This is a genomic window from Kitasatospora cystarginea (assembly GCF_039533515.1).
Lineage (GTDB): Bacteria > Actinomycetota > Actinomycetes > Streptomycetales > Streptomycetaceae > Kitasatospora > Kitasatospora cystarginea.
In genome coordinates this window covers 1-19,438 of the sequence record NZ_BAAATR010000068.1, presented here as the reverse complement: position 1 = coordinate 19,438, position 19,438 = coordinate 1, and the positions used below count along the sequence as shown (strand labels likewise).

The window sequence follows — 19,438 nt, the reverse complement described above, 5'->3', positions numbered from 1 at the left end:
GCCGGGCCCTCGCCATACCCACAGGCACAAACAGCACGCCCGGACAAGCAGAAACGGCCCGCCAGCAAAGCTGACGAGCCGTCATGCAAGATCGAGGTTAGTTCCCGGTGACCCTTGTGCCGGGTCCGTGGGAGCCTCGGTGATTGGCACCGTCGCGGACTCGTCGATGTCGTTGTCCGATTCGGACTCGTCGTCAGGCACGAAGAGGTGCCAGCCAGGTGGTGGGGTCGGCCAGGTCGGGTCGGGCTTCCATCCTGGCGGAGGAGTCCAGCCTTCGGGCGGCGTGGGCCACCCCGGCGGTGGGTTGAATCGCATTGTCACTGTCCCCGAACGCGGATGCCGCGACTGGTGTCTGCCGGGGCTAGGTCGAATGGCGACTTCGACATTGCGGCACCGAGGTGCTGCAACGTGGCCTAGGGGACCACTTTGGCCAGATCGAAGCTGTTGAAGGTCTCGCGGTCCGCGGCGACGATGACAAGAGGAACGGTGGTTGGGCGGCCGGTGGCAGGGTCGATTGTATCGACGCCGACCGTCAGCGCGACCGAGTGGACTTTGCCGGCGCGGTCGGCCTCGAAGACTTCGTGCAGACTGCGAACTGCGACCTGCCAGACCGCGTTCGCGTACCGCTCCTTCTTTTCGCGAACGGGCAGGTCAGTTGAGGCAATCTCGTCCTTCGCCTTCACGTATCGGTACCCCTTCACTGAGGGTATGGTTGAGGGCTCTGGAACGCTGACTGTAAGCGTGAGTTCGCGGGATGCGAGATTGAACGCATGGTCGTGCTCGACCGGGAAGACCTCGGGGTAGATCGAGTTGGACAGGACGATGCCGACGTACTCCTGGATGGCGGATTCGACATCGAAGGCAAGGTCGTTGATGAGCTTGGTGACCTCGGCGTTGTGAGCTGACGCCTCAGCCTCGCGCTTTTCGCATTCCTGCTTGTATTTCTCCTCGGCGGCAGATAGCTCCGCCACACGCTTGGCTTCCAACTTCTCGCGCTGGGCCACTTCCTTGACGTAGCTGTTGTGGAGAGCATCCCTGGTGCGCTCCCAGTAGCCATGCGCGTTCTCAAAGGCGGCCCGGGCCCCCTCGATGGCCTGTTGGTGCCGCTTCTTGCCGCCAAGCATGGCTGAAAATCCGCTGGGTGCGGTCGGCTCCTGATACACGGGCTCAGGCGCGTAGTTCGGCTCCGCAACCTTGGGCGCAGGGACAGCCAGGCCACCAGGCTTGAACGGAGGATGCTCAACCTCCGAGATCTTCAATGATTCGAGATTGACATAGTCGTCTATGCCCAGGGTCCACGCGAGCAGACTGTCGATGTCGGCAAGATCGCTGGCCAGATCGGTGTTCATGGACTCGACCTCGGCGAGCCTGGACTCCACCCGGAGTCGCGCGGCCTCACGCTCCGCGGCCTTCTTCTCGGCGGCAGAGGATTTTGCCGCCGCCACCTGCGCGCGCTCGTATGCCTTCATGGCTCGTTCGGCTTGGCGCTGCGCTGCAAGATGAGCACGATGGGCGGCGGCCTGCTGCTGGCGTCGGCGCTTCTCAGCCTGCTGCGCCTGGTAGTTCATCTCCGCGAAGAAGCCGCGACGTTTGCCCATGACATCCCCTACAAGACCCGGTACCGAGGATCAAACCTTGTGAGTTTCACCGTAGCGATGATCACTGCCGCTGGCGGGGCTAACCCAGGATTCGGAGGTCGCCGCAGGTCCCGCGCTGGCAGTCAGCCAAGCGGGGTCGGTGCTGCGGGCCCGGCCCTGGGCCAGGTGTTGCCCGTTGCCGTCGCGGTGCAGTCCGCGAAGTGGCCTATCAGCGCGCGGGGGTCCACGCCCTCGCCCTCGGGCTGCGCTGGACGGACGTGGACCTCAAGGGCGGCATCCTGCCCGTTCGGAAGAATCGTCTCCGGCCGAAGTACAAGCACGGATGCGCGGGGGGCTGGTGTGTCAGCCGATCTCGCTCGGGAACCGCAGGCGGACCAGCGGCACATCTCATGCCCACGCTCGACCCGTCGGCTGCCCTCGCAGCCGCTTGCCAGTCACTCAGGCCAAACGCCCCGGCTGGCCGTTACCGTGATGGCTCGATGCCCAGCCGGCAGGCCCCACTCGACGACGTGAAGTTTCGCCTGTTCGACCGCTCCGCACGTCACCCCCATAGCGGCAAGTGGGGTTGCTCCATGGCGATCTAGCCAAGCAAGGCGGCGGCGTTGCTCTGCGGGGGCCAGGGCATCCCAAGAATCGAGAGTGACTCCTGGCGCCGGCATGCCTAGCACCTCCATGCGGGCGGCGACGTTCTGGACGTACGGGAGCTCAGAGGGGGATCGCGCCAGCTCTACCAGGCACCAGGCAGTCGCGTACGAAATTGAGCCGTGGGCCCCCATGAGCCGACGGGTCCGCCAATGTTGGAACGGTGCGAGCAGGAAACGTAAGTTCGGCCATGCCGTTCTGCGCCTCGTGCCCATTAGCTGGCATGCTCCTCGCTCGCCGAGCTGGATTGCTCAAGCTGTAGTTCTCGTTTTCGCTGCTCTTCCTTCAATCGTTCGACGAATCGAGCAAACATTCGTAGCCGCTCGCCCTCAGAGAGAGGGCTGTTCGGATCACTTCCAGCGTATTCATCGAGCATGAACTGGGAAGCGTTGTAATGTTTCTCGATCTCATCGGCAGTCGACTGGAGGTTGTAGCCACGCTCCCGGAACTTGAAGTATCCGGTTACGCCTGCCGAGATTCCTACAAATCCGCTAAGGAAGGCAGTTCCGAACCTCAGCATGGCGCTGTTTCCGTCATTCATGGCAGTGAGTGATGACGTCACAATTGATCCGGTGATGATGATCACCTGGAAGAAGTTGTGGACTCGACGGTTCCGATTGGCCCCCTTCCGGTACTGGTCGACGATCTCCAGCGAAGCTTCGCGGTAGATCCGCAGGCCGGAGGGGGAGTCCAGTGGGAGCTGAGCTGCGGCGGTCTGGCGATCCTGCAGCGCATTGCGTAGCTCGCCGGACTTGGTGGTAATCGTCTTGCGGTTGATCCAGAAGAGTCGGCCCATCGCGACCCATAGGCCGATGACGATCGCCAGTCCCGCATATCTCGTGAACAGTGGCTGCGTATTCCAGAGGCCGATGATCACGGTGTAGCCCAGCAGGAAGGCCAACGCAATCGCGCCGAGTGTGCTTAGCAGGAAGATGCGTTGTAAGGTCCGGGCCCCACGGAGATCGACCTCTAGCTGGTCGAACTCTTTTACCTTCCTCCGGTAATCCTCCTGGAGGCGCCGCTCCTGCTCTGGTGTCAAACTCGGCCGAAATTCGGGCGAGCTTCCATCCATGAAAACGCCTGTATCCGCTGCCACGGACCCCCCTACTGCCTCACTGAACCTATCGGATAGTAGAGCGCGGATCGCTGGCGAGCAAGGGTGGGTACACGCGCAGTGAACTTCTATGAAGGATTTTTCGAAAATCACTGCGAGGGTCGCTGAAGTATTCGAGTCAACGTGGACTCAAGGGGGTTCAGATAGGCCAAGGTTCAACTTGGCTGTAGGTGCATTGTCGAGAGCGGGAGAGGAGGCTGCCGGTGGTGGGTGATTTCAGTATGGCCTTGGGGGATCGAACTGAAGCCAGGCCAACGGTTCGGTCGCTGGCCTAGTTCCCTGTCCGGCTTGGGTTCTACTTGGCAGCGAAAAGTTCGCCGTGCTCTACGGCCTCGCGCAGAACGGCGGCGATCTCTTGAGGCAGGAGGTTCACCGCGTTGAGGGCCTCGGGGGTGAGGGGGACCTCCTCCAGGATGTACTCGCCTCGGCCTTCCTGGCTGAACTCGGGGCCGGTGCGGTTCTCGAAGTTCCACTTGTCGATGGTGGCGAGGTAGAAGTCCTGGCGCTCGTCGTCGGTCTCGCTGCTGTGGAGGAGGCGCGGCTCCTGCGCGAGGCCGGCATCCACGACGCCCGCCACACCGCCTCGACCGTCCTCTTCCTGCTCGGCGTGCCGGAGCGGATCGTCATGGCGATCATGGGGTGGTCCTCGACCTCGATGGCCCAGCGCTACCAGCACATCACCGAGCCGATGCTGAACGACGTGGGCAAGAAGATCGGCGCCGCGCTCTGGGGCAGCGCGGCTGACGACGCCGACGCTCACGGCGAAAGCGCCGTGCAGCTCGGCGGAGAAGACCTCGGTCGGAGTGTCCGGCGTGCGGCGGTACGGACCGTTCAGCCGAGCAGGAGTTCTGCCGCCGGGGTGTGGTTTCCGGTTGCGGAGGCTCCGGCCATCGCCAAGGCGGCCGCCCCGGAGTGAGTGCCGGGCGGCACCACCAGCAGCAGGAAGTGGTCCTGGAAGCCCCGCGTGACGCTGATCGTCGCGTCGCTGCCGGCGAACCAGTTGATCCTGATCATCAGGCCGTTCACCACGACGGACCGGGGCACGCCGTCCCAGGCCGAGGTGTCGAGGCCGACCCGGACGATGCGCCCGAGGTGGGCGCCGAGCGCGGTGATCAGGTCCGGCAGCTCGGCGAGGACGTGGTTCGAGCGGGGCCACCAGGCCCCGTCGAAGACGCCCTCCCGCGACATCGTCGGTTCCAGTTCCAGGCGAGGCAGTAGCGGGGCGTCGGGCACCGTCCACGGCCCGGAAGAGGAAGGGGCGGGGAGGGGGATCGGCATCATGCGGAGCCGCCCGTCCGGTCCACGAGGGTGGACCAATCATGACCCAGGGCGACGTCGGCGCTGATGCCGGTGTGCGGAATGTCCTCGGTTGTCTCCCACCGTACTCCGCAGCGGTCTCCCCCGGCCGCCCGCCACGGGAGTAGCCTCGAAAACATCCAGGGCATCCCGCATTCCGGTATCCGTTCCGGCTTCGTTCTGGGTGAAAAGCGTCCCGGGCAGCCCCGGCGGGCAGCCGGAGACAGGAACCGGTGAACACCGTGACCACTCACTCCCCTCAGTCGGCACGGCCCGGCCATGGCCTCACGGTCGCCGACGCCATGGAACCCTGCGACTACCAGATAGCCAACGACAGCACCGTCGACCAGGCCAATGACATCTTCCACAGCGCCCACGTCGAGTACCTCCTAGTCCGCGACCACGACGGCAGGTGCGAGGGACTGGTCACCCGCACCGGACTGCACCCGTTCCTGACCCGCTCCTGGTCCACCGAGCGGACTGCGATCAGCGCCACCTCGCACCAGCGCGGCCCGTTTGCCTGGCCGACCATGGCCCTGGCCCTGGCCGCGATCGCGATGCGGATCAAGCACCTGGTGGTCTGGCCCGTCGTCGACGAGGACGGCTACATCCTCGGCGTGCTCACGGCGGACCGCGCCACCGGGCTCCTCGCCGCCGCCTCGACTCCGTGAAGCCGTTGGTGCTCCCCGTTGCTCGGTGAGATCCGGTCGGACTGACTGAGACCAAAACTGAGAGCACGACATGACGAAGGCCCGGACCGCACCGCAGTGCGGTCCGGGCCTCTCGTCTGCCCAGATGGGCAGAGGCGGAGGATACGAGATTCGAACTCGTGAGGGGTTACCCCCAACACGCTTTCCAATTCTGCTGAGCGCCGTTCAGCTGGATCCGTGCACATCCTGACCTGCGGCATTCTTGCCGCTGGAGAGCCTGCTGAACGTGCTTGAACGGTGGTGAACGAGACCAGAACTGAGACCTCGAACGCGGACAGCGCGACCAGCAAGGGCATCCCGATCGGCACGACCGGATAGACCCAGGTCGGGACGGTCGCCTTGTCTCGAACGAGGTCGTTGCCGAAGATGCCCCAGAACGTCTGGCGCCCCAGCTTCTTGCCGACGAGGCTGCCGAGTACCGAGCCGAGCGCGCAGCCGATCGCCGCCGGGAACGTGACCATGACGAGGTAGTCAGCCGTCACTTGGTTCGGTGTGAATCCCAGGGCCTTGAGGACTCCGATGTGCCGAAAGCCCGAGACGACGGCGCCGCTGACGACGATCAGGACCGAGACGATCAGGCCCAGGACGCCGAAGACCGTCAGGAACGGCACGTAGGTGTCGGGGCCCTTGGCGAGGTTTGCCTTGATGGCCAGGTAGGAGCTGGTCCCAGTCGGCGCGTTGGACGGCAGGCCCTTGGTGGCGGCGACCATGTCGGTCTTCAGCGCTGCGTCGGATCCGGCGTCCTGGAAGCGGTACATCATCTGTAGGGAGGCCGCGTGCAGGGTCCGGGCCTGGTCCGGTGTGACCCAGCCGCCCGCGGACTGGCTGGCCGAATCGGCATAGCCGACGATCTTGAGGTTCACACGGTCCGGGGTGACGACGTGCCGCTCGGACGTGATCAGCACGGCGCCGCCGTCCTGCCGGACCGCTTCGCCGGGCATTGAGACCCGCCGGCTTCTGCCTCGTCGACGCAGAAGTCGTCGCCGGGGCCCGTCCAGGCCCGCGCATCCGGGTCGCTGCTGACTGATCGCGCTTGAGCTGTCAGGTCGAGGAGGGCATCGGGAAGCTGCCGGAGCCGGCGGAGTGTCTCCGTGCCGTTGCGCTGCCCGCTCTTTGCCCGGCGACATCGGGCCCGCCACCTCCCTGTCCTGAACAACGACGTGGGAGTAGGGCACGGTGGTTGAGGGCTGACCAGACCGATTACGAGGCCGCCAGGGTCAAGAAAACACGTGTCTGGGGACCGTCGGGAAGCGGCGGTTCACCGGGCGTGCAGGGGGTCGGCTTGCGCGGACCGGCGATGCTGCAAAAGTGGGAAAGGGGGTCCTTCCGTCATTTGTCGGGGAGGGAGTCAACAGGTGGACACATTCTTCGGAGCCGCGCTCGTCTGCAACTGCCTCGCGATGGGCAGCGCCCTCGTTCTCCTGTTCTTTCGGTACCTTCCACGGTCGGATCCCGGCCGCGCCGCTCCCGCCGGAGCGTTCGGCTGCCTGCTGGCAGTGGTCGCGGTGACCGCCGTGTACGGGCTCCGGCCCTGGCTGGTGGGGATCGCCACCGTCGAAGCCGGCATGGTCTTCCTGTTGTACCGCCGCTCGCCCATGCACCTGCCCGGCTCTCTGCTGCTCGTCTCCTTCTACTCGGCGGTGCTGGCCGCAGTGACGTGGTACATCCACTTCGCCTTCACCATCAACGTCTCAGCGCTGACGAGAGCTTTCTTCATCGCGGGTATCCCGTCCATGCTGGTGGCCCTGCCCATGTCATGTGTGCACTCCTTCCTCGACATCGAAGCCTTCTGCCGTGAGAAGTGGGCACGCCGGAACATGCCGCACGCATCCTCGGTGGTCAACGGGCCGAAGGTCTCGGTCCACTTACCGTGCTACGCCGAGCCCCCGGACATGGTGATCGCCAGCCTCGACGCTCTCGCCCGCCTGCGGTACGACAACTTCGAGGTCGTGGTGGTGGACAACAACACCAGGGACCCGGCGCTCTGGCGCCCGGTCGAGGAGCACTGCCGGAGGCTGGGCGAACGGTTCCGCTTCTTCCACGTCGCCCCGCTGGCCGGTGCGAAGGGCGGCGCGCTCAACTTCGCTCTGGCCCGGACCGCCCAGGACGCGGAACTCATCGCGCTGGTGGACGCCGACTACCAGATGGCACCCGACTTCCTCGCCCGTCTGGTCGGACACTTCGACGACAAGAGGCTCGGCTTCATCCAGGCCAAGTACAACTTCCGGGACTGGCAGGACAGCCTCTTCCGCAGCGGCGCCTACTGGGGCTACCAGGTGTCGTTCTCGATGCTCTTCCGCAGCCGTAACGACCGGATGGCCGCCTATCCGATGGGCACCTCGTGCGTACTGCGCCGGGCGGCGATCGTCGATGCGGGCGGCTGGTCGATGTCGTGCGTCACCGAGGACTCCGAGATCGGAGTCCGCATCCAGGCCGTCGGCTACAGGTCGTTCACCTTCGACGACCCGGTGGGAGCGGGCCTTGTCCCGGAAACCTTCGCCGCGTTCAAGAAGCAGCGCTTCCGCTGGACCTACGGACCGGTCCAGCAGCTCAAGCAGCACTGGCGGCTCTTCCTGCCCAGGCGTTTCGCGACGCCGTCGACGATGTCCGTCCAGCAGAAGATCCTCGGCCTGGAACACGGCTTCGTCCTTGTGACCGGGGGCCTCGGGTTCTTGACCGCAATGCCACTCGCCCTGGCAGCGCTCGTCTCGATGCTGGTCCACGGTGAGCAGCCGCCCATGAACCGGGGCCTGTGGATCGGGCTGGTCATGGGTCTGAGCTCCGCTCTGGCTCTTCGCTGGTGCCGGTACCGATACATCGCCGGCTCCGCGTCCAAGGACACCCTCATGGCCATGGTGGTGGATTCGTCCCTGTCGTGGATCTGCACCTGCGCCACGCTCCACGGCATCCTGACCAAGAACACGGCCTGGCGCCGCACCACCAAGTTCAAGGCCGGGGCCTCGGGATGGCGGGTACTCGCCTCGGTCCGTGTGGAGCTTGCCCTCGCCCTCATCCTGACCGCCGCCGCGATAGGCGCCATCGCGTCCGACAGCTCAGGATTCCTGCTGCTCATCGGGGCCATCTTCGGTCTGAAGTCGGTCGTCTACTACGCGGCGGTCTGCGTTGCCTTCGTCGCCGAACGCGACCTCCGAAGAGCCGCTGCCGTGGCTTCCACGTGACCCCGGCGCCGACACCCCCTGCGGTGGCATCCGGAAGCGGCGGCGGCGGGCGCCGGCGACCGGTCTGGGAGGGGAATGCCCGCTCCCGCCCGCTCACCTCCGCGCGCAACACGCTCCGGACTCCGTACTCCGCCGAAAGGCCCCCGGCGGCGCGGCCGACCGCTCAGGATCCGCTGCGGCTGACCGTGCTGCACGTTGCGGCCACCACCTCGGCGCAGTGGGACGCCGCGCCGAGGTGGTGGCGTGTCCCGAACGATTGGAAGCGGTGGGTGCGCAGGCCGAACGTGGCGGTGCTGCCGACCGGTGACGAACGGGTGCAGGTGGTGAATCCGTCCGTGACCCGATCCGAAATGAGCGGTACGGGATAGGCCAAGTGCAGGACGCGAATCAGGGCCGCGCCGTCGACAGTGTCAGCGATGCGTGTCTCGCTGGAGCCCTGGCATGCCACGGACGGGGACTGCTCGACAGCGGGCCTGCTCGGACCGCTGCTCAGTCCTCCGGGCCGAGCAGCGTGATCAGCGAGGCCTCGAACGCCTCGAAGTACCGGCCGTGCGCCGCGCGGGCCGGGGTCAGACTCCAGCCCGCTTCCGCCGCCCGGTGCCGGGTGTACTCCTCGCTGAGGTACCAGCGGCCGCCCTGGGTCTGGTGGGCCTGCAGCGCCTTGACCTTGTCGGCGAGCACGTCGGTGACGTCGACCAGCACGTTGGGGCGGAAGGTGTTGCGGGGGGCGTGCGGCTCGCCGTGCAGGATTGCGGTGCAGCTCGGCACCCGGGTAGCCGCGTTCGAGGCGGCCTTGGCGACGGCCAGGTGGTCCTGGTGGTCGTTGCCACTGTGCTGGCTGTGGGTCAGCAGCATCGTGCAGCCGAGACGGACCAGCTCGCTCTCGATCCGTGAGATCAGCTCCCGGTCCGCTCTGAGCGCCCCGTCCGACAGCCCGAGGCAGACCACCTCGATGCCGGTGTCGGCGAAGGAGACGGCGGACTCGGCCAGGCGTTCCTGTTCACCCAGCCGTACCCGGTCGCGGTCGGTGAGCGAGACACCGTTGACGCCGTTGGTGGCGATGACGACTGTGACGGCGACGCCGAGCCGGCGGAAGCGGCACAACGTCCCGTAGCACATCAGTTCGGCATCGTCCGGGTGTGCCACCACCGCCACAACACAGTCAGGCTGTGAGAGCACGGTTAGTCCCCTCCGGGAAGTCCCGCCGGCCCCGCGACGGGATGGCTTGCATCGGCCCCTTGTACTTCCCGGCATACGGGATGATTCCACCCTGCGCCACCCGGAAGACGACCCGGCCCCACAGCGTGCGGCACCCTCGGCGGCCCGCTGTCCGGCAGCGGCCTGTCACCCTGGCGGCACCGGCTTGTCGCCGGGGCGGCGGCGCTTATGGCAGGAGGTCAATAGCCAGGGCGACAGGCGGGTACGCCCGAGCGAGGGAGGTCGGTCCCGTGGTGGCTTCCCAGCACTCGGCGTTATCAGTCTGGGGTGGCCTGCCAGCCGCAAAGGGCTCGCGAAGCAAGTGGCGGGGTCCGCCGAGGAGCCCGGCTGGGGCCAGTGACGACTGCCCGGTCAAGCCCAAAATCCGAACCGACAACAAAACTGACCGGAACTGAGACCAGGCTGGGGCTGCCGTTCGACAGTCGCGGGCGATGCTGCCACCGAAAACGGCCCGAGGAGCGGTCCTTCCTGCGGAGTCCGACTTGGTACCGATCACACCTCCACCGTGCTGGACCGTTGGTCGGCACGCTTCGGCGGCCGGCGGGGAAGCGTGTTGGTGCAGGCCGTCGCATCGAGCCGTCGACCGTCAACCGGAGCGGGTCACGACGTGGGACGTCCCGATGACCTCCCCCTTCGCGTTCAGCGCCCTCACCTGGAAGTACGGTCCCGGGTTGTCCGTCGTGACGGCCGTCTCGAAGCCGGTCCGGTCGGCGTGGTCGACGACCACCGACAGGGAACGGGCGTCCGGTCCGGCCAGCACCTGCCACGCTCTGGTCTGCGTTGAACCGTTCCAGGAGGCGTAGACGGTGCTCTGCCCGCCGCTGCCGCCGCGCGCCGCCGCACTGGGCGGATACCACGGCTTGCCGACCCACTTGTGGCGGAACGCCCGGTACGAGATGTCGGAGCCCGGCATCATGGCGTCGTAGAGCAGGTTCTTCGAGCCGTCGCCCTCGGTGTTCCCGGCACCCCTGTACTCCGAGTAGTACGACTCCTGCCCCCACCCGACGAACTCGTCGCCGTTGGTGAGCGCCTGGGTGTCTCCCTGGGACGCCGCGTACAACCCCGGTGCGTGGTAGTAGGTCCGCACCGCGGTCGCGCGGTGGTTGAGGAAGTCGAGGTTGAGGATCAGGCCGTGTGACTGTTGTTCGGGGGTGCCGTCCGGCTGGTCGCAGCAGCCGTCGTCGAACATGCTGATCCGGTTTCCCGGCCGAAACCGGGCGTGGTGCTGCCAGTAGAAGTCCGCGTTCGGGCCGAAGCTGAAGTCGCTTCTCTTGCCGCCGAGTTGCCAGCGGATGTCGCCTGTCTGCCGCGCGACGTCGTATACCGCCCAGAGGTTTCGGGCCGAGATCAGCAGCTGGCCGTCGGGGCCCTCGTCGATCGAGTTCACGTGGTACGCGTCCCACACCCCGCCGGACGAGGACGCCGAGGAGGCCGACACCTCGGAGTCCGCCGGGTTCACGTGGTCCAGGATGTCCCACGAGAAGACGAGTCTCCCGGTCGCGAGATCGACCTCCTGGACCTCGCTGTCCTCGATGGCTCCGTTCTTCGGCCCCCCGTACGGGGTGAGGTCCATCGGGACCGGCTTGGACGCGATGAACAGTGCGGTCCCCCGGCGCGTCAGGAGGAACTCGTGGAAATCCGGGTAGAAGCCGTGCCGGGCGAAGACCGTCCTGAGCAGGCGGTAGTGGTCGTCGTAGATGTAGTAGCAGCCTCCCGGCTCGGGGGCGCCGCCGGGAAGGTCGGTGTAATACGGGGGAATCGCGATGGTTCCCTGCCAGAACGTCAACACCGGCTGCGTGACGCCGGTCCGGGGGTTGTGGTACGTCTGCACCCGGAAGTCGCCGTTCTCGAGGTTCGCGACGGGAAGCGGGCGGAACCAGACCGGATCGCCGGAGTCTTCGAGCATCAGCGCCCCGGTCTGGCCGACCGGCTGGGTGAGGTTGTACGGGGCGACGAAGACGTCCCCCGGGGCCGTGCCCCGTTGTCGCGTGGCAACGGTGACCCGCATGGGATGCAGCTTCGGCGCGGACACGAAGCTCCACACATCGCTGCCGGAGGTGATCGGTGGCGGTACGCTCGTCGCCGGCGGGGCGGGCCGGGTCGCGCACTGGGCACGGTCCCATTCCATCAGGTCGGAGGCTGCAGTCGTGCCTGCCCCTAGCGAACCGAGTGCCCCAGCCGTCACCATCACCGTCGCAGCCGCCATCCAGCGGTGCCAGGCACCCATAGCTGCAGGCACGTCCCTCCTCCTTCTGCTGCTCACCCGCGCGGAATCGGAGCGATGGCTCCACCGACCTGGCGGTCCTGCCCGGAAGCAGCGGGAAGCCAGCGCCCCACACGAGGTTGCACCGGCCGGCGGCGTTCGCCTCGGAGGTCCTCGCCCTTGGTGACCTATACGGCCCACAGGTGGCACCCGAACAGGCCAGACGACCGGCCGGTGGCCGAGCAGTCCCGCTGGACGGCTGGGTGACGCCCCGCGGTGGCCTCTCCGGCAGGTGGCCAAGGACGCCGACGGGGACGACTCACAGGCCCCCGGGAAGGGCAGTTGGGACTACGGATGGGACGACGAACGACGAGGGCCCGGACAGCATGGCTGTCCGGGCCCTCGTTTGCCCTGGCGGGCAGAGGCGGAGGATACGAGATTCGAACTCGTGAGGGGTTGCCCCCAACGCGCTTTCCAAGCGTGCTGGCGGGCCCGGCGCACAACGGACGTCGGGTGGCGTTTTGCAGAATACTTATCGATCAATTACCGGCGTGAGAGACCGTCAATCCTTGGGTGGCCGTGAGATGGCCCGGACACCTTGAGGACGGGGGAACAGGATGGGCAGCGGGACGTTCTGGATCGACCTTCACGAGGTCGAGGCGGCTGCCAGGAAGATCGAGAGCATCGTTCGCGAGCTGGAGTCCGGTACCGCACGGGTCGAGAGCGCGGTGCGGCGGGTTCCCCAAGCCGGGTACGGCACCGATCAGTTGGGCAGGGCTCTGTCCGGTAGTGGGTCCGGGGCCGGCGGGCTGGTCGAGCACCAGCAGCAGGCCCTCCAGGGGATCCACCGCTACCTGCGGAACTCCGCTGCGATGGCGGAGAACCTGCTGCTGATGTGCCGGCGGTACCGCGAGACCGACGGTGCCAATGCCGCTGCACTCCAAAGCGGTGGTCCGTCGTGATCGAGCTGCCCGCCGACCTGGCCGAGGTGCTGACGGTCGTCCAGCTCCGTGAGGACGGAACCGAGATTGCCTTCCCCGATATCGACGAGGACCAGCTCACGGAACTCGCCGAAGCCTGGGAGGCCTGGACCGCTGCCGCCGAGCCCCGGATCCAGGCCATCGTGGCCTGTGCGCGGCAGGCCGTGGCCCATATGTCCGGGGAGGCCGCCGACGGCTTCCACCGGTACCTGGAGCGGTACAGCGGCCGTGACGACGCTCATGCGGTCACCACGCTGGAGACCGGGCTCGCGATGGCCCACTGCCTGCGCGGCGCTTCCGGTACTGTCGCCCGTGCCAAGACAACGATGGTCGAGCAGCTCTGGTCGACCAAGCACTACCTCGACAGCAGCCTGCCGGGCGCCTCGCCCGAGGTGGCGGCGCAGTCCGAGGGCGTGCGGTTGACCGTGGACTCGTGCAGACACCATGTCGGCCAGGCGGGCGCCGAGGTCGACTCGATGCTTCGCCGGAGCGCGGACCGGATCGAGCGCATGGACGGTGCCGGGCAGGTCTGCGCACTCGGTGGCACCAGTACCCGGGACGGCGGCACCGCCGGCGCGTTCGCCTCGGCCGAAGTCCCCGGCAGGGCAGGCGGATCGGCGTGCCCGGCGAACGGCTCCGCGACCGCCGGGCTGAGTCTGGCGGGTTTCACCGGTGCCGTCGCGAGTGCGGACGTGCCGGGCGCGGCACCTGCCGCCGACCTTGCCGGGGCTTCCGGGGCCCCGGGGGATTCCGGGGGTGCGTCCTCCGGTGCGCTCGGTGCGGCCGCGGTCGGCGCGGGTGCCGTCAACGGGGCTGCGGGGCGCGGGCCTGCCGTCGGCGGGACGGCGGGCCGGGCAGGGGCGGGGATCATGCCGTCCGCTGCGGGCGCGGGTCCCGATGCACGGTCCCGCACGGTGCCGGGCGCCGGTGGGCAGAGCACGCTCCAGCCGACACGGCAACCGCTCGGCTCGGGTGCGGGCTCCGCTAGCGGCGGGCGGGCGGGCTCGGGTGCCGCCACTGCCGGTGCGGGCGCCTCCGGCCGGGGCCCCGTCATCGGCGGCATGCACGGTACCGGTCGCGCCGGGGGCAAGAAGAACACGGGTGGCAGGCGCAGGCCCGGACTCCTCACCGAGGAGGCACCGGAGCAGGAGGAGATACTCACCGACTCCGGCATCCAGGGCCAGGCCGGGGACGCCCCGGTACGTGACCGGCGGGCGCAACAGGCACGGCAGCGCTGGCTGGACGACGCGCGGACCGGCGCCGCCGGAGAGCGCCGGGCGGGAGCCCCGCAGACGCCCGGCGAGGAGGAGCCCCCGCCCGAGGGGGACAGCGATCTCCTCAAGCAGCTGACGAGCGTGGTGCTCGGCCCCGAGCCGGAAGGAAAGGGGCCGGCGGCGGCTTCCGGTCCGGCCGGAGCCGGTGGAGCCGCAGCCGGGCAGGCCGAGGGCCGGCCGGCCGGTGACGGCGCGGGCGTCGAGCAGGGCCGGACGGCCACCCCGCGGCGCCAGGGCGAGCCGGACCAGGGCACAGGTGCCGGGGCATCGGCGCAGACCGGAGCGGAGGCCGCGACCAAGCGCGCGCCACTGCGGGAGGAGGGCGGCTACCAGGTGCCCAGCCCGCATCTGCGGGCCGCGCTCGCGAAGTTGGCGACCTCCGGTGCGTTCGACAGGTCCGAACCCACCTCGGCGCCCCCGCGGTCTTCGGCCGTGCCGCAGAGCCCTCAGCAGTGAGCGGCTGCGCAGACAACGAGTAACGCGTGCTGTCGGCCGTCGGCCAGCGCTCGCAGCCATTCCGCCCACCGGTCGTCCGACCGGTGGGCGGCACAAGTCGGTGAGGAAGTGTCATGGAAGATCCGTTCAGCACGAAGGTGCATGGGCCCGGCGAGGCGCCGACGCCGAGCAGCCAGTCGACGGGGCCGGCGACAGGGTCGATGGCCGTCGGTCCGCAGGGCGCCGGAATGGCGACGATGGCCGTCGGTTCGCCCGCCCCCGGCATGGGAACCCTGACGGTCTCCCGGGGTGCGGCGGCCCACGCGGCCCAGGCGGCGCCCACGGCCGCAAGCGCGGGCACGGGTATCAAGATCAGCCCTGAGCAGTACCGGACGGCGAGTTCCCCGATGTCCGCCGCCGCCGACCGTGTCTCACAGCTGTATCTCGGCCTCGACGGGTTCCTGACCAGCATGAACGCGACCTCGCCCTGGGGCAAGGACCACGCGGGAGAACAGTTCGCCGAAGGGGAGAAGGGCTACCTGGCCTACAGCGCGGCCACGCTCAAGGGGCTGAAGAACCTCCCCGCTGCCCTGCACCGCGTCGCGGAAGGCCTGAAGACGATGGCACAGAACTACGAGTCGGCCGAGTCCGACACGGTCGCCGACCTCAACGGCCGCGGCCGGGACCTCCAGGTGGTGGAGTCCCTGCCCACTCCGGTGATCACCCTTCCGCCCGCAGGTGCCACGGCCGGCCCGCCGTCACCGGTGGTGCTCAGCGCGACCAACCGCGAGATCGGCCGCGGCCGCATCGGTGGGGGGCGCTGATCATGGCTGTGGAGGTACCCGAACCCCTGCAGTGGGTTCTGCTGCTACTGTCGGGCGCCCGCTGGCCCGAGGCCGACGAGGACAACCTGCGGCAGATGGCCGAGCACTGGCGCTCCGTGGCGAGCGCTCTCGACGACATCGGCGAGACCTCGGACGCCACGATGCGACGTGCACTGGCCGACCAGCAGGGCGTGGCCGCAACGAAGTTGACCGAGTACTGGGCCAACTTCACGACGGGCAAGGGCGAGGAGCAGCCCGGCGTCTTCCCGGGTCTGGTCGCGGCGTGCAACGGCATGGGCGACATGCTGGAGTCGATGGCCAACTCCGCTGAGACGGCCAAGATCCAGATCATCGCTCAACTGGGCATCCTGGCCGTCGACATCGCGACTGCCGAGGTGGAGGCGCCCTTCACCGCGGGCGTCTCGCTGGCTCAGATCCCGGTCGCGGTCGCCGCCATCCGCACGGTCGTCCAGCAGATCATCAAGAAACTGGCGCTGGAGGCCTTGGAGTTCGCGGCCAAGCAGGCCGTCCAGATGGCCGCCATCAACCTGCTCGCCCAGTCCATCGAGGTCATGCAGGGGCACCGCAAGAGTGTCGACCTGAACGAGGTGGGCCAGAACGCCGCGAGCGGTGCGGTGGCCGGTGCATCCGGCAACCTGCTGGGCAAGGGCGTCGGCGCGGCCGGCGCCAAGGCCGGGCTCGGCCGGGTGATGGGCACCCTGCCGGGCAGGATGGTCACGGCCGGAGCGGTCGGGGTCGGCGCGGACGTCATCACCCAGGCGGTCACCACCGGCAAGGTGGACAGTCACAGCCTGCTCGGCTCCGGCCTCAGCGGCGCCGCGGGCGCCGGTCTGCACGCCGGTGGCGCCGCGCTCAACGAGCACTTCCGGCCTCCCGCCGAAGCCCCGCACGCGGGTGTGCCGACCGGCGCGGAGGTGCAGCCCGGTGCCGGCGAGCACGGCGCGGCGGTCCCGCGGTCGGCGGAGGGCACCGGCGCGGCCGCCGGCTCGGACGGTCCGGCTCCGGCGAGCGGTGCGACGCACCCGGGAGCCGACGGCTCGGCCCACCCCGTCACGTCGGACCACACGAGCACGGGGGCTGCCGCTCCCGCGGGAGAGGCCGGTTCCCCGGCCCAACCTATGTCGCGGGGCATCGGCGACGGCGCTGCTCCGGCCGCCGGGGCCGCTCCCGGACACGTCGAGACATCACCCGCGTTCGAGGGCCCGATGCACGCACCCGCCGCTGAGACCGGCCATCCGGCGCCGCACTCGGCCGTGGACAGCGGAGCTCCACTGACTACTGGTGAGCCGGGCACGGCGGGCGGGCACGGTGTTCCGGCTGCGTCCGGCCTTCATGTCGCGGATGCTCCCTCACCGCACCTGCCGCCGGCCGAAACACCGATGGCAGCGCACGACGCCCCCGCCCCGATCAGGCTCGGCCCGCACGCGGCCGACGTACCCTCACCGCACCTGCCACCAACCGAGACCCCGTCGGAAGTCCACGAGACCCCCGTCCCCCCCATCAACCTCGGCCCCCACGCAGCGGACGTTCGCTCGCCGAACCTCGCGCACACCGAGGTCGCGGCGGTGGCCCAGCCGGAGACGATCGGCCAGGGCCCGTCCGCTTCCGTCCATCGCGGGTCGCCCGCCGAGGCACCGAACCTGACGCCGGGTCCGGGTGACGCGTCACGGACCGCAACCGAGCGGCCGGCCGGTCAGACGCAGCCGACGCGTGGGCTGCACGAGCATCCCTCCGGTCCGGCGCTGGTCTACCCGATCCAGCAGTCCGCGGTGCAGAAGGCGCTCTTCAAGGCGAAGAACCTGGTGAGACCGGACGTTCCGGCCGCCGTGCACGAGCTGAAGGAACTCATGCCGCAGCAGAGTTCCGGCGGCAAGTACCTGCACCCGGAGTCCGGCACCGGGCGGCCCTTCGAGGGCATCCATCTGAACACGCGTACCAACACGCTCAAGACCGATCACGACCCGACCACGCTCAACGATCTCTCGTCACAGGTCGTGCGCACGGTCCGGAACGACACCGACGCGGCGCTCACCCGCTGGGCGCCCGACAAGGTCAGCGGAAGCGGACAGGAGAGGATCGAGGCGGCGGCTCGCCTGGACTACCGGACGGCCGACTACTGGAAGGGACAGGACGCCCGCCGCGAGCAGCTCGACGTCATCGTGGCGGCCAACACCGCGAGTTCGCCCGCCGGACTCTCCCCTGAGTCCCTGCACCGGGTGGACACCGCGCTGCACGACGCCCCGGACGCCGTCACCGGTGCCGGCCGGATCCTCGCGCAGCACCAGGGCTTCGTGCTGGGCGAGGTGCACTCGGCGTCGACCAGCTGGCCGTTCCTGAAGGAGAACATGACGGCCCTTCGAGAACACGGCGTTAGGACGGTGTACCTGGAGGCTCTGCGGGACGACAGCTTCCAGCACCACCTGGACACCCATCTGCGCTCCCCGGAGGGGTCGGCGATGCCACCGGAACTCGACACGATGATCTCGCGCTACGACTCCTCGCACGGCTCGCTGCCGGGCAACGGTCTGCGCGAGGTGGTGGAGGCGGCCAAGGCCGAGGGCGTCGACATCCGGGCGGTGGACGGGCGTCCGGCCCGCCGGGAGGCCGGCGAGTGGGGGCTGTACGAGCGGGCGGCACGGTTCAACACCTATGCGGCCGACGCGGTCGCCGGCGACGGGAAGTACGTGTTGGTGGTCGGGAAGGCGCACGTCCATCCGCACCCGGCTCCGGACGGCGCGACTCCCGTGAGCCCGATCCACTCCGAACTCCCGGCGCCCGGCCTCTCCCAACTGCTCCGGGTACCCGGGCTGGAGCTGCAGGACGGGCCTGGCGGGTCGGTGTTGCGACACATGCGACCGCCCGCTGCGGAACCGGTGGCGCCGGCGGGCGCGGGGCAGCCGTGACCTTCCGCCGTCCATCGTGCCCCGAGCCGGTCGAACCGTTCTCTCACAGCAAGGAACTCCCGTGCACCAACCGGCGCTGATGGCCGCCAAGGCCGTCGCCTACCTCACCGTCGTCCCCGGTATGCTCCTGATCGCCACGGTCGGGCATCCGGACACGGTGACCACCGCGCCATCGCGCCCCGCGCCGGGCCCGATCGGCATGTACTCCGGTCCGCTGGAGAGCTGGGGTCCCGGTCCGCTCGGCGCCCCGGACATCCCGCCGGTGACGGCCGCGACCATGACGGCGGTCGCCCCGTACCGGGGCCTGGGCACGCTGGACGTGTGGGAATCCGCCCAGCGGATGGACGCCCTCGGCGCCAAGGTGTCCTCCGCCGCCGAAGGTACGGTGGTCGGCACCCGCGAGAAGCCCGGTGAGAACAGTCAGGAGTGGATCCTCCAGCCGCAGCAGGACGGCGAGTTCACCGTCCGGTCCCTGCTGTCCGGCGGCACCTCCGGCCCGCTGGTGCTCACCGCCGAGCCCGACGGCCTGGTGGACCTTCGAAGCGACCGCTCGCAGACCGGGGAGGAAGTCAGTGCGCAGCTCTGGCGGTTCGCCGAACGGATGCCCGTGATCCGGCTCGACCCGGTCGCCCGGCGGCCGGCCATGCGCTTCAGGATCCGCGCGCACCAAGGAGGTTGCCTGGTCGCCGCACCGGCCGGCGGGCCGCTGTCGGTCGGGGACTGCGCGAGTGCCGGCACCTGGTGGAGCGACCGGGGCCTGCACGCCCGGACAGCCGTCTGATGGCTCCCGGCATGACCGAAAGGTTTTGCCCGCGACACCGAGAATTCCACCGGAGTCCGGTGTCAACCGGCTTCCGGCGGTCCATGCTCAGAAGCAGCACGACCGGAGTCCCCGCCGTCCCGTACGGCGGGGCCTCCCGCACCAAACTCGTACAAGGAGACCTGTTGAGCAACGAGAGCCTGGCCAACCTGCTCAAGGAGGAGCGCCGTTTCGCTCCGCCCGCGGAACTCGCCGCCGCCGCCAACGTCACCGCGGCCGCC

The 19,438-nt window shown here is 68.8% G+C and carries 15 protein-coding genes; 8 read left to right on the top strand and 7 right to left on the bottom strand.

Annotation, left to right across the window (positions count from 1 at the left end):
* Window positions 1-413: 413 nt before the first annotated feature.
* The 3 genes from ABD369_RS37935 to ABD369_RS37925 all read right to left on the bottom strand — a co-directional run bounded on the left by ABD369_RS37935 (window position 414) and on the right by ABD369_RS37925 (window position 4,030).
* Complete coding sequence (locus ABD369_RS37935) at window positions 414-1,598, bottom strand: hypothetical protein (RefSeq protein ID WP_344641205.1); 1,185 nt, start codon at window positions 1,596-1,598, stop codon at window positions 414-416.
* An 856-nt stretch (window positions 1,599-2,454) separates the two neighbouring features.
* A complete protein-coding gene (locus ABD369_RS37930) occupies window positions 2,455-3,336 on the bottom strand; it encodes a DUF4231 domain-containing protein (RefSeq protein ID WP_344641204.1) in 882 nt (293 codons plus the stop codon).
* A 313-nt stretch (window positions 3,337-3,649) separates the two neighbouring features.
* On the bottom strand, window positions 3,650-4,030 hold the full coding sequence (locus tag ABD369_RS37925; protein WP_344641203.1) for an NUDIX hydrolase: 381 nt from the start codon (window positions 4,028-4,030) through the stop codon (window positions 3,650-3,652).
* On the opposite strand from ABD369_RS37925, the gene ABD369_RS37920 reads away from it, so the two are divergent.
* Window positions 3,914-4,270 carry a tyrosine-type recombinase/integrase gene (locus ABD369_RS37920; RefSeq protein WP_344641206.1) on the top strand — a complete coding sequence of 119 codons (357 nt, stop codon included), beginning with the start codon at window positions 3,914-3,916 and terminating at the stop codon, window positions 4,268-4,270. The two genes, ABD369_RS37925 and ABD369_RS37920, sit on opposite strands and share 117 nt — an antisense overlap.
* Here ABD369_RS37920 and ABD369_RS37915 read toward each other — a convergent pair.
* Window positions 4,186-4,542: a DUF5994 family protein gene (locus tag ABD369_RS37915; RefSeq protein WP_425557870.1), complete on the bottom strand. Its 357-nt coding sequence runs from the start codon at window positions 4,540-4,542 to the stop codon at window positions 4,186-4,188. The two genes, ABD369_RS37920 and ABD369_RS37915, sit on opposite strands and share 85 nt — an antisense overlap.
* A 350-nt stretch (window positions 4,543-4,892) precedes the next feature.
* Here ABD369_RS37915 and ABD369_RS37910 point away from each other — a divergent pair, with 350 nt between their 5' ends.
* On the top strand, window positions 4,893-5,321 hold the full coding sequence (locus ABD369_RS37910) for a CBS domain-containing protein (protein ID WP_344641201.1): 429 nt from the start codon (window positions 4,893-4,895) through the stop codon (window positions 5,319-5,321).
* Here ABD369_RS37910 and ABD369_RS37905 read toward each other — a convergent pair.
* A complete protein-coding gene (locus ABD369_RS37905) occupies window positions 5,255-6,265 on the bottom strand; it encodes an FtsX-like permease family protein (protein WP_344641200.1) in 1,011 nt (336 codons plus the stop codon). The genes ABD369_RS37910 and ABD369_RS37905 overlap by 67 nt on opposite strands.
* Before the next feature lie 450 nt (window positions 6,266-6,715).
* On the opposite strand from ABD369_RS37905, the gene ABD369_RS37900 reads away from it, so the two are divergent.
* Complete coding sequence (locus tag ABD369_RS37900) at window positions 6,716-8,539, top strand: glycosyltransferase family 2 protein (protein ID WP_344641199.1); 1,824 nt, start codon at window positions 6,716-6,718, stop codon at window positions 8,537-8,539.
* 489 nt (window positions 8,540-9,028) lie between these two features.
* Here the strand turns inward: ABD369_RS37900 and ABD369_RS37895 are convergent, their stop codons facing one another.
* Both ABD369_RS37895 and ABD369_RS37890 read right to left on the bottom strand, forming a co-directional pair.
* Window positions 9,029-9,685 (bottom strand): PIG-L deacetylase family protein, encoded by a 657-nt coding sequence (locus tag ABD369_RS37895; RefSeq protein WP_344641198.1) that lies wholly within the window; start codon window positions 9,683-9,685, stop codon window positions 9,029-9,031.
* A gap of 658 nt (window positions 9,686-10,343) precedes the next feature.
* On the bottom strand, window positions 10,344-11,765 hold the full coding sequence (locus tag ABD369_RS37890) for an arylsulfotransferase family protein (RefSeq protein ID WP_344641197.1): 1,422 nt from the start codon (window positions 11,763-11,765) through the stop codon (window positions 10,344-10,346).
* An 812-nt stretch (window positions 11,766-12,577) separates the two neighbouring features.
* On the opposite strand from ABD369_RS37890, the gene ABD369_RS37885 reads away from it, so the two are divergent.
* The 5 genes from ABD369_RS37885 (at window position 12,578) to ABD369_RS37865 (ending at window position 19,178) form a co-directional block, all read left to right on the top strand.
* Window positions 12,578-12,922, top strand: a complete 345-nt coding sequence (locus ABD369_RS37885; RefSeq protein WP_344641196.1) for a hypothetical protein — start codon at window positions 12,578-12,580, stop codon at window positions 12,920-12,922.
* Window positions 12,919-14,670, top strand: a complete 1,752-nt coding sequence (locus ABD369_RS37880) for a WXG100-like domain-containing protein (protein WP_344641195.1) — start codon at window positions 12,919-12,921, stop codon at window positions 14,668-14,670. Before ABD369_RS37885 ends, ABD369_RS37880 begins: the two co-directional genes overlap by 4 nt.
* Window positions 14,671-14,783: 113 nt before the next feature.
* Complete coding sequence (locus ABD369_RS37875) at window positions 14,784-15,473, top strand: WXG100 family type VII secretion target (RefSeq protein ID WP_344641194.1); 690 nt, start codon at window positions 14,784-14,786, stop codon at window positions 15,471-15,473.
* 2 nt (window positions 15,474-15,475) lie between these two features.
* A complete protein-coding gene (locus ABD369_RS37870) occupies window positions 15,476-18,397 on the top strand; it encodes a WXG100-like domain-containing protein (RefSeq protein ID WP_344641193.1) in 2,922 nt (973 codons plus the stop codon).
* A 61-nt stretch (window positions 18,398-18,458) separates the two neighbouring features.
* Window positions 18,459-19,178: an RICIN domain-containing protein gene (locus ABD369_RS37865; RefSeq protein WP_344641192.1), complete on the top strand. Its 720-nt coding sequence runs from the start codon at window positions 18,459-18,461 to the stop codon at window positions 19,176-19,178.
* Window positions 19,179-19,438 lie beyond the last annotated feature (260 nt).